Origin of the sequence: Candidatus Chloroploca mongolica (assembly GCF_004762035.2) — a bacterium.
GTDB classification, from domain to species: domain Bacteria; phylum Chloroflexota; class Chloroflexia; order Chloroflexales; family Chloroflexaceae; genus Chloroploca; species Chloroploca mongolica.
Genome location: NZ_SIJK02000054.1, coordinates 19,167 through 34,265, shown reverse-complemented (window position 1 = coordinate 34,265; position 15,099 = coordinate 19,167). Strand labels below are relative to the sequence as shown.

At 60.9% G+C, this 15,099-nt stretch carries 11 protein-coding genes; 8 read left to right on the top strand and 3 right to left on the bottom strand.

The window, feature by feature from the left end; translation table 11 throughout:
- Positions 1–359, top strand: a 359-nt coding sequence (locus tag EYB53_RS20370) for a DUF4351 domain-containing protein (RefSeq protein ID WP_135480467.1), incomplete at its 5' end; no start/stop codon positions are given.
- A gap of 433 nt (positions 360–792) precedes the next feature.
- Entirely contained in the window at positions 793–951 is a 159-nt protein-coding gene (locus EYB53_RS20365; RefSeq protein WP_167857509.1) for a hypothetical protein, read from the top strand.
- Here the strand turns inward: EYB53_RS20365 and EYB53_RS20360 are convergent.
- Together EYB53_RS20360 and EYB53_RS20355 are read right to left on the bottom strand one after the other, a co-directional pair.
- Positions 948–1,991: a glycosyltransferase family 4 protein gene (locus EYB53_RS20360; RefSeq protein ID WP_135480465.1), complete on the bottom strand. Its 1,044-nt coding sequence runs from the start codon at positions 1,989–1,991 to the stop codon at positions 948–950. The two genes, EYB53_RS20365 and EYB53_RS20360, sit on opposite strands and share 4 nt — an antisense overlap.
- Positions 1,988–2,383 (bottom strand): hypothetical protein, encoded by a 396-nt coding sequence (locus EYB53_RS20355; RefSeq protein WP_135480463.1) that lies wholly within the window; start codon positions 2,381–2,383, stop codon positions 1,988–1,990. Before EYB53_RS20355 ends, EYB53_RS20360 begins: the two co-directional genes overlap by 4 nt.
- Before the next feature lie 486 nt (positions 2,384–2,869).
- Between EYB53_RS20355 and EYB53_RS20350 the strand changes: the two genes are divergently transcribed.
- The 5 genes from EYB53_RS20350 to EYB53_RS20330 all read left to right on the top strand — a co-directional run bounded on the left by EYB53_RS20350 (position 2,870) and on the right by EYB53_RS20330 (position 7,676).
- Positions 2,870–4,450: an acyl-CoA carboxylase subunit beta gene (locus EYB53_RS20350; RefSeq protein ID WP_097651670.1), complete on the top strand. Its 1,581-nt coding sequence runs from the start codon at positions 2,870–2,872 to the stop codon at positions 4,448–4,450.
- Between the two features lie 7 nt (positions 4,451–4,457).
- A complete protein-coding gene (locus EYB53_RS20345; protein WP_135480461.1) occupies positions 4,458–4,832 on the top strand; it encodes an OadG family protein in 375 nt (124 codons plus the stop codon).
- A gap of 96 nt (positions 4,833–4,928) precedes the next feature.
- Complete coding sequence (locus tag EYB53_RS20340; RefSeq protein WP_167857508.1) at positions 4,929–5,354, top strand: biotin/lipoyl-containing protein; 426 nt, start codon at positions 4,929–4,931, stop codon at positions 5,352–5,354.
- Positions 5,354–6,544 (top strand): sodium ion-translocating decarboxylase subunit beta, encoded by a 1,191-nt coding sequence (locus tag EYB53_RS20335; protein WP_135480459.1) that lies wholly within the window; start codon positions 5,354–5,356, stop codon positions 6,542–6,544. The genes EYB53_RS20340 and EYB53_RS20335 overlap by 1 nt, the downstream gene beginning before the upstream one ends.
- Positions 6,545–6,665: 121 nt before the next feature.
- Positions 6,666–7,676: an MBL fold metallo-hydrolase gene (locus EYB53_RS20330; RefSeq protein ID WP_135480457.1), complete on the top strand. Its 1,011-nt coding sequence runs from the start codon at positions 6,666–6,668 to the stop codon at positions 7,674–7,676.
- An 8-nt stretch (positions 7,677–7,684) separates the two neighbouring features.
- Here EYB53_RS20330 and EYB53_RS20325 read toward each other — a convergent pair whose 3' ends face one another.
- The gene (locus EYB53_RS20325) at positions 7,685–8,029 is read right to left on the bottom strand and encodes a hypothetical protein (protein ID WP_135480455.1); all 345 of its coding nucleotides are present in this window, start codon (positions 8,027–8,029) and stop codon (positions 7,685–7,687) included.
- 165 nt (positions 8,030–8,194) lie between these two features.
- On the opposite strand from EYB53_RS20325, the gene EYB53_RS26870 reads away from it, so the two are divergent.
- Positions 8,195–15,099, top strand: a 6,905-nt coding sequence (locus EYB53_RS26870) for a transglutaminase domain-containing protein (RefSeq protein ID WP_205712706.1), incomplete at its 3' end; no start/stop codon positions are given.

Here is a 15,099-nt window from a genome sequence, read left to right as displayed (position 1 = left end):
GTTTGCCCGAGACGCCGATGATGCGCAAATGGCGCGAGCAGGGGCTTGCGCAGGGGCTTGCGCAGGGGCGTGAAGAGGGGCTTGCGCAGGGGCGTGAAGAGGGGCGTGAAGAGGGGCGGGAAGAGGGGCGGGAAGAGGGGCGGGAAGAGGGGCGGGAAGAGGGGCGTGAAGAGGGGCGGGAAGAGGGTCAGTTGGCCGTACTGGTGCGCCTGTTGCAGCGGCGCTGTGGCCCGCTGCCCGCTGCGCTGCTGGTGCAGGTGCAGCACCTTGACCCAGCGCAACGGCTGGATCTGGCAGAGGCGGTCTTTGATTTCACCAGGGTGGCCGATCTCGAAGCGTGGTTGGCGCAGGTGGGGTAGAAGTTCCACGCGATCGATCCATATGCCCACGGGAGGGCGCAGCAGCGATGGAGGGGGCGCTGCGGTTGAGGGAGGCGCATGGGCTGCTGCGCCCCTACATTTGCCCCATTCGGTGCATCCGGTATTCGCGAGGATCGGCGGTAGCGATGGATCGATCCCAACATTCGCCCCATTCGGTGCATCCGGTATTCGCGAGGATCGGCGGTAGCGATGGATCGATCCCAACATTCGCCCCATTCGGTGCATCCGGTATTCGCGAGGATCGGCGGTAGCCGATAGATCGATCCCATGGCTATGGGATGTGCCCACTGGCCCATCGGGTGCGCCGCCATGACACGTTGGGTACGTGCAGATCGGGGTGTAGGGGCGCAGCAGCGCCTGGCCCACCCGGGGTGAACAGGCATCTCTGATAGCTGCTGCGCCCTCAAGGGGCATGATTGATCACGGCCCATCGAAGGGCACGGCGGCGGTGGGGGCACGGCGGCGGTGGGGCACGGCGGCGGTGGGGGCACGGCGGCGGTGGGGGCACGGCGGCGGTGGGGGCACGGCGGCGGTGGGGGCACGGCGGCGCCGTGCCCGTACGGGGATTTAGGGGATCAGCGCCTGGACGACGTGTTCCCAGGTGATCGATGCGACGCGGGCGGGGCCGTGGCTGCCGAGGCGGGCGGCGAGGGTGGCGTCGGCGCTGAGGGCGTCGAGGGCCAGGGCGATCGCGGCTGGAGCTGCGGGGCAGATGAGGCCGTTGTGGCCGTGTTCGACAAACTCCAACACTCCGCCAGCGTCTTCAGTCGTGATTACGGGGCGCGCGGCCTCGAATGCTTCGATGGTTGCGAAGCCATAATCTTCGTCGATGGGGGCATAGTAGACCGCCCGTGCCCCGGCGTAGAGTTCGATCAGTTCGGCGTCGGGCACAAAGCCGAGAAACTGCACCCGTTCGCCGAGGCCCAGGTTGCGGGCAAGCTGCTCGAGGGTTTGGCGTTCGGGGCCAGACCCGGCGAGCAAGAGGCGTACTGGTTGCTGCGTCAGGGCCATTGCTTCGAGCAGTAGGTCGAGCCGTTTGGCGCGGTCGAGGCGGGATGACGACAGGATATAGTCGCCATAAAGCCCCGCGCGCAATTGTCCCGCATAGCGACTCGGCGGGTAGAGGGGTGTGCTGGTGAGGCCGTTGAAGCGCCGCAGGCGTTCGCTTACATTGCGCGAAATGGTATAGCGCGCCTGGCACTCGTCGAGTCCGCGCCAATCCATCTGCATCAGCGCCTTGCGCACCTGGCGATGTTCAGGGGTATTGGCAAAATCGCTCAGCGGGGTGCCATACCAATCGTAGGCCTGGCGGTGTTGATGGACAAGCCAGAGTACCTTGTGCGGATGGCGCACGAGGTACGATGGAAACTTGGTGCCAATCACGAGATCAATCGGTTGCCCATTGCTGATGGTCAGATCAAGGAGGCGCCAGGCGAGCCCGTGGTCGGTAATGCGTTCAACGGGATGCCACTGGAAAGGTATGGCGACCAGTTCGACCTGATGCCCGCGTTCGCGGAGCGCATCGCGCAAGCCCTCGACCAGATACTCGGCCCCACCTCGGACAAAGGGCACCTGGGTGGTGCAGATCAGAATGCGTTTACTCATGGTCATTGGGTACGAAGGGCTTCCAATTCGCGTTGAAGCTCGGCTAGTTGGTGTTGCAACGTGCTGTTTTGCTCGATCAGCAAGCGGATCGTGCGGGCTGACGCTTCATTATACGCATTTTGTTGCTCGACAATGGGATTGATATACCAGCGCAGATAGCGGCGCACCACTTTGTTAAGCAGGGCCCAGCCCTGTTCATAGAGATTTTTGCCTTCGAGGGGCCAGTGCGCACTGACAACTCGCGTATATTCGAGTTCCTCGGCTGCGCGTTGCAACTCGTGGGTATGGCTGCGAGCGCTCGCATTCGTATCGGCCAGCGCAAGCCGCTGGGAGCGCACCTCGGTGCGGAGGGCTTCGAGGATAGTGGCAATATCGGTGTTGGAGGGTGTGCTGGTCATGGGTTATGCCTTTCTTGGGGGCCATAGGGCCCCGTGTGCACGAACGTGCGGGCTGCGCCCTCAAACTTCGCTTCTTCGCTGGAAAAATGCCAGCGTCGCTGGCATTTTTCCAGCGAAAGAAAGATTCTTGGGGGCCGCAGGCCCCCAAACCCCCAGCCGGAGGGCCATTCTTGGACGCAGCCCCTTCCAGGGGCTGCATGTGAACTCTGTCGAGAGATTATACCGTATGTATGGCCTGTGCCATAAAAAAGGCTTTATGTCAACTCTTAACCGTCGCACATGCAACTGTTGCGAGTCTACTACAAAAATTCCTCGCTTTCAGCGCCCCATAAGTGGTGATAAGCGTGTATAGTTTGGGGGAATCATTAATGGCAAAAGGTTTATGTCCGCACCGAAGCGTTCCGCTTGAACATGCCGTTGCCCGGATCATCAGGGTGCGCACGTTCGCGTGTGATGATGCAACGGTGGAAAGGTAGCAAGTTAGCTATGACTATGCGTGACGAGGGCAAAGCACGCCCGCAGACTTCGCGCGAGAAGATCGAGCAGCTGCGACGAACCAAAATTCATCTGCGGCGAGGCGGAGGAAGTGAGCGCATCGAGCGTCAGCATCAGAGTGGGAAGCTGACCGCACGCGAACGCATTAGCATGATCGTGGAAGAAGAGACCTTTCAAGAGCTCTTCCTTTTTGCACGTCATCGTAGTACTGCGTTTGGCATGGCCGGCAAAGAGTTGCCAGGTGAGGGTGTGGTGACCGGGACGGGGACGTACAACGGGCGTCAGGTCTTTGTTGCGGCCCAGGATTTCACCGTGATTGGTGGCTCGGTGGGCGAAAGTCATGCCGATAAGATCTGTCAGACGATGGATCTTGCGTTGAAGTGCGGTGCGCCGTTTGTTTGTATTAACGACAGTGGTGGCGCACGCATTCAAGAGGGCATTGATGCACTGAGTGGCTATGGGCGGATCTTTTACCGCAACATTTTGCTTTCGGGCGTGGTACCCCAGATTTCGATCATTGCTGGCCCGTGTGCGGGTGGGGCGGCCTATTCGCCAGCGCTGATGGACTTTATCATCATGGTGCGTGGCACAGCCGAGATGTTCATCACGGGACCACAGGTGTTGCGCCAGGTGACGGGCGAAGAGATCACGGCCCAAGAGTTGGGTGGGCCCGATGCGCAGATGAGCAGTGGTGTCGCCCATTTCATTGCCGAGAGTGATGCCGATGCGGCCCATATTTGCAAACAACTGCTCTCGTTCCTCCCGGCCAACAACCTCGAAGATCCGCCGAGCTATGGAACTGGCGAACTCGAATTTTTTCCTGACTATACCCTTGACACGGTGATCCCCGACAATCCGCGTGAACCGTATGACATCAAGCCAGTCATTCAGCGCCTAGTGGACAATGGTGAATTTCTTGAGATTCAGGCCAGTTTTGCGCCCAACTGCGTGATCGGGTTTGCGCGCATTGATGGGCACACGGTGGGTATGGTTGCCAACCAGCCAGCCGTGATGGCCGGAGTGCTTGATATCAACTCATCGGATAAGATCGCCGGGTTTGTACGCTTCTGTAATGCGTTCAACATCCCGCTCGTCACAATGATTGATGTGCCCGGGTTCTTGCCGGGGACTGAGCAAGAGCGGGGCGGCATCATTCGTCACGGGGCCAAAATGCTCTTTGCGTATGGTGCGACGACGGTGCCCAAGATCTCGATCATCTTGCGCAAAGCCTATGGCGGCGCGTACCTCGCGATGTGCGGCAAAGACCTTGGCGCAGATCGGGTTGCAGCCTGGCCGAGTTGCGAAATTGCGGTGATGGGGCCTGAAGGTGCGGTCAATATCATCTTCCGTGACCAGATCCAGAAGGCTGAAAATGCGGTGGCAGCGCGGGAAGACTTTGTGCGTCAGTATCGCGAAGAATTCGCCTCGCCATACGTGGGGGCTGCACGCAACTTGATCGATGACATTATTGAACCCAACGAGACCCGGCGCTATCTGAGTCTGGCCCTTGCTTCATTGCGCAACAAGCGCGAACTGCGCCCGCAGAAGAAGCACGGCCTGCTCCCGATGTGAGGTGGCTATGGAACCAATGGTAAACCCGATGGTCGAAGCGGTCCAGATCGCTTTGACTGGTGTTTCAGTCGTCTTTATGGCGCTTACGCTGGTGGCTTTGATGCTCAGTTTGATTGGGCGTATCGACAAACCGATTCAGCAATTGATGAGTCGGGGCAAAGCAGTGCCCGAACCTGCGCAGGCCCCTGTTGCGCCAGTGGTTGAGGCTACTGACGCCGAACTTACCCCTGAACTGATCGCCATCCTGACCGTCGCAGCCAACGAGGTGTTGCAGCAACCTGTACGGATCACTCGGGTGCAGTACAACCAACCTCAGACTGGAGCCTGGTCAAGTCAGGGGCGTATCTCGATTATGGCCTCGCGACGCCGTCGCGATCGCTAAGGCATCCTCAGGCGCAGGGCGTCGCGTTGGCTTGTTGGTCGATGCGGCGCTTGCGAAGACCTGATCAGGAGATCTTGTATATATAAGGAGTTGATTGTGAAGCGTCTGCGTATTACCGTCAACGGAGTGAGTTACGAGGTTGATGTCGAGGTACTTGAAGACGATACCGATCCTGCCTTCATGAGTGGCCCGGTACCTTCGCCGATTGGCATGGGGGCCACAGCACCCCGCCCCCCTGTGGCACCGCGTCCCGCCGCTGCACCAGCACCCGCCCCCAAAGCACCCTCAGCGCCCCCGGCTGCCGGTGGAGCCAATGCACTGACTTCACCGCTTGCCGGCATTGTCGTTGATGTCAAAGTCAAAGTTGGTGATGTGGTCAAGGAGAATGATGCCTTGCTGGTGATCGAGGCGATGAAGATGAATACCAACGTCAGTTCGCCCAATGCCGGAACGATCAAGTCAATCAGCGTCAAAGCTGGCGACTCGGTGCGCCAGGGTCAGGTGCTACTGGAGTTTGCCTGATGGAATGGATCAACGAGTTTTTTAGCTCTCTTGTCGAATTTGCTCAGTCGAGTGGCTTTGCACACCTCGCCTGGGGCAATGTCCTGATGATCGTCATCGGATCTATCTTCATCTTTCTGGCGGTGACGCGCAATTTCGAGCCATTGCTGCTTGTGCCCATCGGGTTTGGTATTATCCTTGGCAATATGCCCTTCGCCCCTGGGCTGGGACAGGGAGTGTACGAAGAAGGTACGGTACTCTACTATATCTATTTTGGGATTAAGGCTGGCATCTTTCCTCCGCTGATCTTTCTTGGCATCGGAGCGATGACGGACTTTTCGACCCTGCTCTCGCAACCAAAGTTGATTCTGCTCGGTGCGGCCGCCCAACTTGGTATCTTTGCCGCACTGCTTTTGGCGGTCTTTCTTGGATCGCAATTTCCCATTTTGGGCCTGGCTGATCCTGATGATCCAATGGCTCTGTTGCGCGCAGCAGCGTCGATTGGCATTATCGGTGGCGCTGATGGTCCGACGGCCATCTTTGTCACGACGCGTCTTTCGCCTGATTTGCTTGGGGCGGTGGCGGTCTCGGCCTATTCCTATATGGCACTGGTACCCGTCATTCAACCGCCAATTATGCGTTTGTTGACAACGAGAGAAGAGCGTTTGATCCGGATGGCGGCACCGCCGGAAGTCAGCAAACTCCAGCGGGTCATGTTTCCCATTATCGGGCTCCTGGTCTGTGTGATGATTGTTCCCGACACGCTGCCGCTGCTGGGGATGCTCTTTTTTGGCAATCTGTTGAAAGAGAGTGGCGTGACTGAACGACTGGCGGCTACGGCACGCATGTCTATGATTGACATTGTGACGATTCTGCTGGGCCTGTCGGTGGGGGCAAGTACGCAGGCGAGCACCTTTCTTTCGCCGCGCTCGGTGGTCATTTTTGTGATGGGTGCCGTCGCTTTTGCCATCTCGACGGCTGGCGGGGTGCTCTTTGCCAAGCTGTACAATGTCTTTGCGCGCGAGAAGATCAATCCGCTGATTGGGGCCGCCGGGGTTTCGGCTGTCCCAATGGCGGCGCGTGTGGCGCATATGGTGGCCCAGGAGGAAGATCCGCAAAACTTCCTGATCTGGCAGGCGATGTGTCCCAATGTCGCCGGTGTGATTGGTTCGGCTGTGGCCGCCGGGGTGCTGCTGGTGGTGCTGCGGTAAGGTCTTTCCCGCCGCAGTTGGACAATCCTTCAGTCAGGGCTATAATACCGGATGGTGTCAGCGACGCTGGCACCATCCGGTCTTTTGTGACGGTGTCTGGGGTGAGCTTGCGGAGGCTGGTATGTCTGGTGAGCCAATTACACGTTTCGAGACGGCAGGTGGTGTGCGCATCTATCGCTTGCCGCTCCAGGTTTTTCCGAGTCTGCGTGCCTATGCCCACCTGGTGGTAGATGGCTCATATGTCGCGTTGATTGATACGGGCAGTGGTCAGGGTCAGAGCAATGCCGACCTCGAGGAGGGTTTTGTCCGCCTGCGCCGTGAGTGGAATGAGGCGATCACGTGGGGCGATCTTTCACGGGTGATTATTACCCATGCCCATATTGATCATCACGGTGGGCTGAATCTGGTGCGTAGTCTGACCGATGCGCCGGTCGCTGTTCACGAGCTTGATCGGCGCGTGCTTGTGCATCACGAAGAGCGCCTGGCTCTGACGCGGTTTCGCCTGGGCATCTTTTTACGCCGCGCCGGGATCAGCGAAGAGCGTCGCCAGCGTTTGCTGCGGATGTATAGTGGGGGCAAGGATCTCTTTCGTTCCGAGCCTGTTGAGACGGTGCTGCGCGATGACGATCTGCTCGACGAGCGCTTCCGGGTGATCCATGTTCCCGGGCATTGCCCTGGTCAGGTCTGTTTGCAGTTCGACGATGTGCTCTTTACGGCGGATCATGTCTTGCCGGGGGTCGCGATCTTCCTGGCCCCCGAGAGCCTGACCGCTTCGACCGGGGTGGATCATTTTCTGCAGTCATTGCAGAAAGTGCGGGCCACGAGTGGCGTGCGGCTCTGCCTCGGTGGGCATGATCGCCCGATCCACGACCTTGAAGCGGCGGTGAATACGATTACCTCGATCCAGCAACGGCGCATCGAGCGCATCTATGAGGCCTGTATTGAGCCAATCTCGATTGGTGGGTTGACCGAAATGCTCTACCCCGGTATTGGTTCGTATGACGAGTTGCTGGCGTTGCAAAAGGTTGGTGCGTATATCGAATACCTCGACCAGCGTGGCATGCTTGCAATCGCCAACCTCGATGAAGTGGCCGAAGATGAACTAGGGGTGCCACGCTATATCGCGGCGTGAGGCCCTGGTTATGTCGGCGGGGTAAAGCGCACGAGTTGCCCTGCCGCATCGAGGCTCCAGCGACTGCCATCGGTGGCGGCGATGCCGGTCTGGACGCGCCAGCGTTCGGGTAGCGGGCGCGGCATGGCGAGCATACCGCCTGCGGGGGTGTCGAGCAGGGTAAAATCGAGTTTGCCGGTGTTGGCTCCGACGATCGTGACGCGAACCTTCCAGCAACCATTCCACTCGCGATAAAAATCATATTTCAATTCAACCGGGCCAAGCAGTTCGGTTAAGACCGCCTGGATCAAGTTGCGGGCAATCGGTGCCCGGCGGCGCAGATCGGTCAGGGGTACCGGAAGATCAGCGGTCATATGCCTCCCAGGAAATAGAGGGGATTGTCTGAGGGATGTATTGTAGCATAGGCGTGAGGATGTAACGCAGAGGCGCAGAGGGTTTGCATATCTTGGTGGTTTGGCGTCAGTTGGATGCCGCTGTTTGACGCAAAGGCGCAAAGGCGCAAAGAGGAGTCAAAACATATGGACCGTGGCATGCGTTCAATCGTTTTGCTGATGCTCGCTGCGATCTTGGTGGTGAATTCGGCAGTTCCGGCGGCGCTTGTGGCGGCACCTGCTCGCGCTGATCGTTTCGCCGAGGCGCTGCTGCAACCACCTTCGGGCATCCTGCTTGATGCTGCGGCCAACCCTGAGACGGCCTCTCGCCCGCTCGCGCTGGCGCAGCCGCTGACGGTGACGCGGGTGCAAACGGCGGTGACGCCTGCGGGTACCAGCGATGGCCTTGTGACGCTGACCTATACGCTGCGCAATAATCTTGCGCCGGTGACTGCACCTGTGCCGTCGCCGGGCGCGACCATCACTGAGACGATTGCGTTTGCTGCGACGTATGATGCTGCTAGTGATCCCAATACGATCCGTAGCCTCTTGTTGACGACCAGTCTCGCTGAAACGACAAGCTTTGTTAGCGCGGCACCACTCCCGGTGCAGAAGGCCGCTGACCTTGCCTGGAGCCTCGGCGATCTGCCGCCGCAAACAACGATTACGGCAACGCTCTCGGTGCGGGCGGCGACGTTTGCCGGTGAATTCGCTGAGCTTGAGACGGGTGCGGTGGCCTGGGGGACGTTGCACGGACGGGCGGTGTCTGCCGAAACTGGGGCTGCCCGCCTTGCGGCTGACAGCTTTGCGCCGTGGCTCCAGCGTACGCCGGATGCCGATACTAGCGATGAAGATATGCTTGCGCAGCTTGCGGCGCTTGGCGGTGATCCCGAGCGTCTGTTTGCCTATGTGAAGACCCTGGAGCACGAGGTCTACGGTGGCTCGTTGCGCGGGACACGCGGGACGCTCTGGAGTCAGGCGGGCAATGCGTTGGATAAGGCGAGTCTGCTGATTGCGATGCTGCGCGCCAGTGGTACGCCGGCCCGGTATCGCCACGGTACGCTGAATGACGAGCGCATCAAGCAGTTGATTCTGGCGATGTTCCCGACGCCGCAGGGCGTGATCGGCCATGTGCCGCCAGGCGAATCAGTGGCTGATCCGACGACGATCCCGATGTTGGTCAACGAGGCGCGGGATCACTGGTGGGTTGAAGCGTACCTGCCGGGTCAGGGCTGGGTCGAACTCGATCCCTCGTTTCGCGAGGCGAGCATTGGCGAGCGCTTCGCCGCCAGTGTCGCCGATGATGGCACTGACCGCATCGCCGAGGTGCCCGATAGCGTGCGCCATAAGGTGACGCTGCGCCTGAAAGTTGAACACTATACGCTGCTCAGTGCGCAGTTGCCTGGGGGCCTGCCGGTGAGTTATCCCCTCGAGGCGACCTTTAACAGTGTGGCGCTGGTCGGCGAGCCTGTTAGCCTGGCCCACTTTGTCAACCCGCAGGTCAATGGTGGCATGATCTTCGCGACGAAGATAACGGACTATCGCCCCTATTTTCTGGTTGGGGACGAGGTGATTGATGGTGAGACCTATCAGGATCTAACCTCGAATTTTGTTGGCCCGCTGACCAACCGCCTCGTCACGGCGCTCTGGTTGGAGATCGAGAGCCGCAATGCGCAGGGCGAGAGTCAGCTCTTTACACGGGAAATTGTTGATCGCCTGGGTTATGCGGCGCGCACAGGTGGGAGCAGTGGCTCGATTGCATTTGACTCGGAACTGCCGATCATTGGCGAGCAGGCGCTCTATACGGTGCTGGCGACGCCCTCGCGGGTGCCGCCCGAGGCCATCAATCGCCTTACGGCACCCTCGCGCCAGGCGCTTACGCAGGGGAGCAGCAGCTTTACCGCCTTGCAGGACTGGGGCGCACGCCCGGCAGCCGAGCAACGGGCTGCGTTTGATGAGATCCGCTCAGCGATCATCAATCTCCAGCAGACGGTGCGCACGACCCATGCGGCGCAACTGTTGACCCTCGCGGCCCAATCTGATTATGGTACGGCCTATCTTTCCGATCTCTTTCTCACCCACGCCTATGTGGCCTCGCCACGCTTCTTTCTCAGTTCGTGGGAAGTGAATGATGCGAAGCAGACCGCCACCGTCAGGCTCGATCTGCGCAATAACCAACTGCGCACGGTTTTGTACCCCGGACAGGCGTGGGGCGGCCTGGTCGCCTTCAATCATGCGCGTGGCATGCAGGATGCCGAGTTAGAGACGGCGATCCTGCGGGACGACGCGAATGGGACGTTGATCAGCGTGCCCGAGTTGCTGCGGGCCGCCGAGGCGCAGGGCATTCCGCTGGTGCGGCTTGACGGGGGTAGCCTTGATCGCCTGGCCGAGTTGCCGCTTTCGCCGCGTGCCCGCGCTCGCATTGTCGACTCGCTGCAGCGCGGCCCCTACTATGCTGTGATTGTACCGGAACGCCCGGTACAGATGGGCGATCAGGCCTTGACCGGCTGGGTCGAAATTGACCTGGTGGACGGCGAGACCCGCGATGTGATGGAAGATGGGCTGCACGTGGCGGCGATCGAGTATGGGTTTCTGGTTGCCAGTCCCACCTTTGATGCGATTTTTGCGTTGATTGGCTTCTTTCACGGCTTTGCTTCCTACACGTTCTTCTGGATCGCCGAGTTTATGAGCAACCTTCCGCTTGAGCCCGGCGGCTTGAAGCAGGCCTGGGCGTCAGCCCATACCTTTGCGCAGGCTGAGACCAAGAAGATTGTAGACTTGCTCACTGAGGCTGGTTCGAGTGGCAGTGGCATGACCTTTAATCGGCTCAAGGCCTATGCGACAGGCAATGGGCTGACGATCTCGATCGCGTTGCCTGAACCGATTGAGAAGGGGTGCGAACTGGTGCAGGATACGGCGTATGAGTGTCCGCCTACCTCGGCAGCGGTGCCACTTCCGGTGGAGGTCGAACTTGGTTTTGTCAATGGCACCAAGTTTGCCGCGAAGGTCATTGGCTCGGTTGATCCGCCGTTGCCCAACGCGCTCGCCAGTCCTGGTTCGCTGCGGGCACCGGTGCTGAGTCGGGCCGAGACGCTGCTGCAACCTGCTGCGACGCTGGCCGCCGGATCATTTTCGGCTGAGGGTCGGCTCGTTTCGGTGGCGCTGAGCGCCCCGGCGAGCGCGAGTTTGTATGCACCTGCGGTGGCGGGACTGGGTGTTGGTGGCGACGGCAGTGTGTATGGTGCCACCATGTTTAGTCGTGGGATCACGACGACGCTGAGCAATGCTGCGATGATGCTTGCGCCGATCACGGGGACGCTGAGCCTCGCGGGGCAGGCGTTGGATGCCCCCAATGGCCTCGCCGTCGCGGGGTATCAGGGGCCATTTGCCCTGGCCGAAGCCGAGACAGCGTTTGACCAAATTGCTTTGGCAAGTAGCGGCCCGGTTGAACTCTTTACGCTGAAGCTGTCGGCAGATGCCAGCACGACTGATCCGACCACGCCAATTAATTTCACTGCGGAGATCGGGGCTAATTTCACCGATGTATTCACACTAACCGCCGAAACCCCTGACAACTGGGCGGTTGCGGTCAGCCAGGCCGGTCAGGTGACCGTGACGCCAGCGCCTGGCGCGGCACCCGGCAGCTATCAGGTGCTCGTGACAGCCCGCTCGTCGCGCTACCCTGAGCTCTTTGTGACGGCGGTGCATACCGTGAACACCACTGCCTTCGAGGGTCTCTTGCTGACGGCTGCGCCTGATCCGCTGATTACCGTGCCGTGGGGCATTGGTGCGCTCACGGCTGATCCAACCAATAATGGTCAGCTTCAGGTGCCGGGAGCGGCGTTTACGGCGACAATGACCAATACGTCAACGCGCGCCCATCGTTTTACGCTGAACGTGACGGGACTGCCTGCGGGGTGGCTGATCTTGAGTGGTGCCCAGGGCAGCAGCGAAACGAGCGTAACCTTGCCTGCGGGGGGCACTGCCCAGGTGGGCTTCTATGCTTCGCCACCGCCCGGGCCGCTTCCCGCTGCCGGGACGAGCTATCCTGTGACGGTGAGGGTTGCTGCTACAGAGAATGCACAATTGACGCAGACGGCTTCAGTAACCTTTGCTGTGCCGGCGCTGCCGTATGCGTACCTGTCGGTGGCACCCTCGACGCTGCTTGTTGCGCCTGGCGGTGCCGATAGCGTTGCGTTGAACCTGCAGAATGTTGGCAATAGCAACGGCAGCTTCCCGTTGCAGGCGACGCTGCCGGGGCCGGACTGGACGCTCGCCGGGCTGCCCGCGTCGCAGAGCGTTCCGGTTGGCGTTACGGTCACGCAACAACTCACGTTGACCGCGCCTATACATGCGCCGATCGGTACCCAGGCAACGGTCGAAATACGCACAAATTCGGGGCCATATACGCAGACCTTGCCGATTGTTGTACGGGTGGAAGATCCCTTGGCGATCTGTGTCTACCAAGCCGCCCGTGCGCCGTCGGATGGGCGCACGGCGGGCGTGGTGACGGCGCTGCGTGAACTCGGTACGGCCGTCGGATTGCTTGCCGCCACCCCGGATGACGCGGCCCTGCGGGCAAAGGTCGCAAGCCAGTTGCGCCTGGTGAGCAATCAGCTTGGGGCAGTGATTGGCATGGATCAGATCGCCGAAGCCTTGCTGCGGCGCGCTGAGGCGCTGGAGGGTACGCCCACCTCTGACGAGACGACCGCGATCCTGACGCAGCTCTGTGCTGATCTCGACCCGGTTGCCGAAGGTTTGACGCTCAATGCGCGGAGTGCGGCTGAAGTGCGCTTTATCCCTGGTACCCTGACGGTACGTGCGGGTGATGCAATCACGCCTACGCTCAGGGTGGTCAACCGGGGTAGCGCACAAACCCGTTACGAGATTGTGGTTGGCGGTTCGCTCCCCGGTCTTCCCCCTCCTCAGATCATCACGCTTGACCCGGATGAGACGGTTGATCTGCCGATCCCCCTGACCCCACCGAGCACCGGGTTTGCGCTGCTGCTCGGGCGGGTGCGGGTGGTGGAGAGCGGGGCGTCGGCGGGGAGCTTTGCCACCGAGGCGAGTCTTGGGCTGAATGTGGTCGAAAGCTTTGTGCAGGTGCTTGACGTGCGTGCAACGCCGGCTTTTGTGGAGACCGGGGTAAGTTCAACGACGCTCAGTTTGCATCTGGCCAACCTGACCAATATGCCGCTGGAGGCGACGGCGCGGGTGCGCCTGCTTGCCCCCGATGCCACGTCGGTCTACAGTGCCGAGCAGACGCTCGCGCTTGGTGGCGGCGACCCGCGGAGCTATGGGTTGGGCACGGTTGACACCTCGGGATTTGCCGCTGGCGTCTATACCGCGACGGTTGAGTTGGTTGATCCTGATGGCGCGCCGCTCGCGGGAGGCAGCGGAAGCGGACTGTTGACGGTTGGTATGGGGCTCTCTGCCGAGGTCGCGGTCGAGCCGCTCGTGGTGTTGCCGGGCAATCCCGTGGTGACCACCAGTATCACCACGCGCATCAGGCAACAGGCAATTCTCCCGGATGCGCTGAGCGTTGCCGCACAACCAGTGCCCACCGGCGTTGGGCAACCCTGGGCGCGTGTGAACCCCGAGCGCAGCGCTGGCAATGAGCCAATGTTGTCGCGTGAGGCGATGCCCGTTCCCTCGCCGAGCGAAGATGCGCCGGGATGGGGGCGCACGCTGCTGCGCAGGCTTACCTGTGTCACCGACTGCGCGGAGCCGGGTCTTGCGGCGCTGCTCTTGCGAGCGCGTAGCGCATCTGAGGCAAGCGCGACCGATAGTGGCGAGCAAGCGCCACCAGTGGCGGTGACGCTCGCCCCGCTTGTGCCGGCCTTTACGGGTGGCGGCATCAGTCGTTACGAAGAGACCGAGGCGACCATTGCCTACTCGGGCACCTGGACGATCTTGAACCATGCGCCAGCGAGTGGCAGCCAGGGCAATTTTGGACGTGCCGCAGGAAGCCGTGCAACCTTTACCTTCACGAGTACCTGGGTGCATATTGGTTTTGCCACGGGAACCTCGAGCGGGCAGGCCGAGATCTTCATTGATGGCACGAGCCGCGGGGTGATCGATCTCTATCGCCGCACCGCCGGCGTCACCAGCATTGCCTATGGCGACCTTGGCCCGGGGGCGCATACGCTCGAAATTGTCACGCTTGGGACGCGCAACGCCTTCTCCACCGATATCCGTGTTGGCCTCGATTATCTGGACACCTGGGACGGCACGTTGCTGCCGGACGGCACCTTTGAAGAGAACGACGCCCGGGTGCAACTTGGCGGGGCCTGGATCGCGCAGACGAGTGACGAAGCTAGCGGCGGCGGATACCTCTATTGGTACAGCAATGGGCGGGCGTGGTTCCCGTTGACGGGGGATAGTTTCAGCTTGCGGGTGATGGTGGGGCCGAACTTCGGCCAGACGCGGATCAGCATTGATGGGGAGGAGCAAGGGGTCTTTGACCTGAACGCACCAACGCTTGGCCCGCAGCGGCTCGCGTTTGCGGGGTTGGGGGCGGGGCCGCATGTGGTGCTGGTGGAGCAATCCCGGGGCAATGCGAGCCTAGACGCCTTCATCACCCCGGGCGAGGCTCCGTTTGTGGAATCACCGACGCGCAGCGGGATCAGCCGCTACGAAGAAGACGCGCCCGAATTGCGCTTCAACGGCGTGCCGCTGACGGTCGCCCCGACGACCTGGGACGACACGGGGTCGGGCTTGGCGAGTGGCGGGTACGCGGTAGCGTCGCGCACGGCGACTGACCAGGTGAGCCTGACCTTCACGGGAAGCTGGGCGCACCTGGGGTTGCTGACCAGCACCAACGGCGGGCAAGCCGAGGTCTTCATCAATGGCGTGAGCCAGGGGGTGCTGGACACGTACAGCCGGGTCGCCGGGGTGCTCAGTCGTGCCTATGCTGACCTCGGGCCGGGGCCGCATACCCTGGAGGTACGTGTGCTCGGGACGGAAAATGCGTTATCGACCGATAGCTGGGTCAACTTCGATTATCTGGACACCTGGGACGGCACGTTGCTGCCGGACGGCACCTTTGAAGA

Excerpts from the sequence above, each read along its gene's own strand:
- EYB53_RS20365 (WP_167857509.1), top strand. The coding sequence starts at position 793 with ATGATTGATCACGGCCCATCGAAGGGCACGGCGGCGGTGGGGGCACGG.
- EYB53_RS20360 (WP_135480465.1), bottom strand. The coding sequence starts at position 1,991 with ATGACCATGAGTAAACGCATTCTGATCTGCACCACCCAGGTGCCCTTT.
- EYB53_RS20355 (WP_135480463.1), bottom strand. The coding sequence starts at position 2,383 with ATGACCAGCACACCCTCCAACACCGATATTGCCACTATCCTCGAAGCC.
- EYB53_RS20350 (WP_097651670.1), top strand. The coding sequence starts at position 2,870 with ATGACTATGCGTGACGAGGGCAAAGCACGCCCGCAGACTTCGCGCGAG.
- EYB53_RS20345 (WP_135480461.1), top strand. The coding sequence starts at position 4,458 with ATGGAACCAATGGTAAACCCGATGGTCGAAGCGGTCCAGATCGCTTTG.
- EYB53_RS20335 (WP_135480459.1), top strand. The coding sequence starts at position 5,354 with ATGGAATGGATCAACGAGTTTTTTAGCTCTCTTGTCGAATTTGCTCAG.
- EYB53_RS20330 (WP_135480457.1), top strand. The coding sequence starts at position 6,666 with ATGTCTGGTGAGCCAATTACACGTTTCGAGACGGCAGGTGGTGTGCGC.
- EYB53_RS20325 (WP_135480455.1), bottom strand. The coding sequence starts at position 8,029 with ATGACCGCTGATCTTCCGGTACCCCTGACCGATCTGCGCCGCCGGGCA.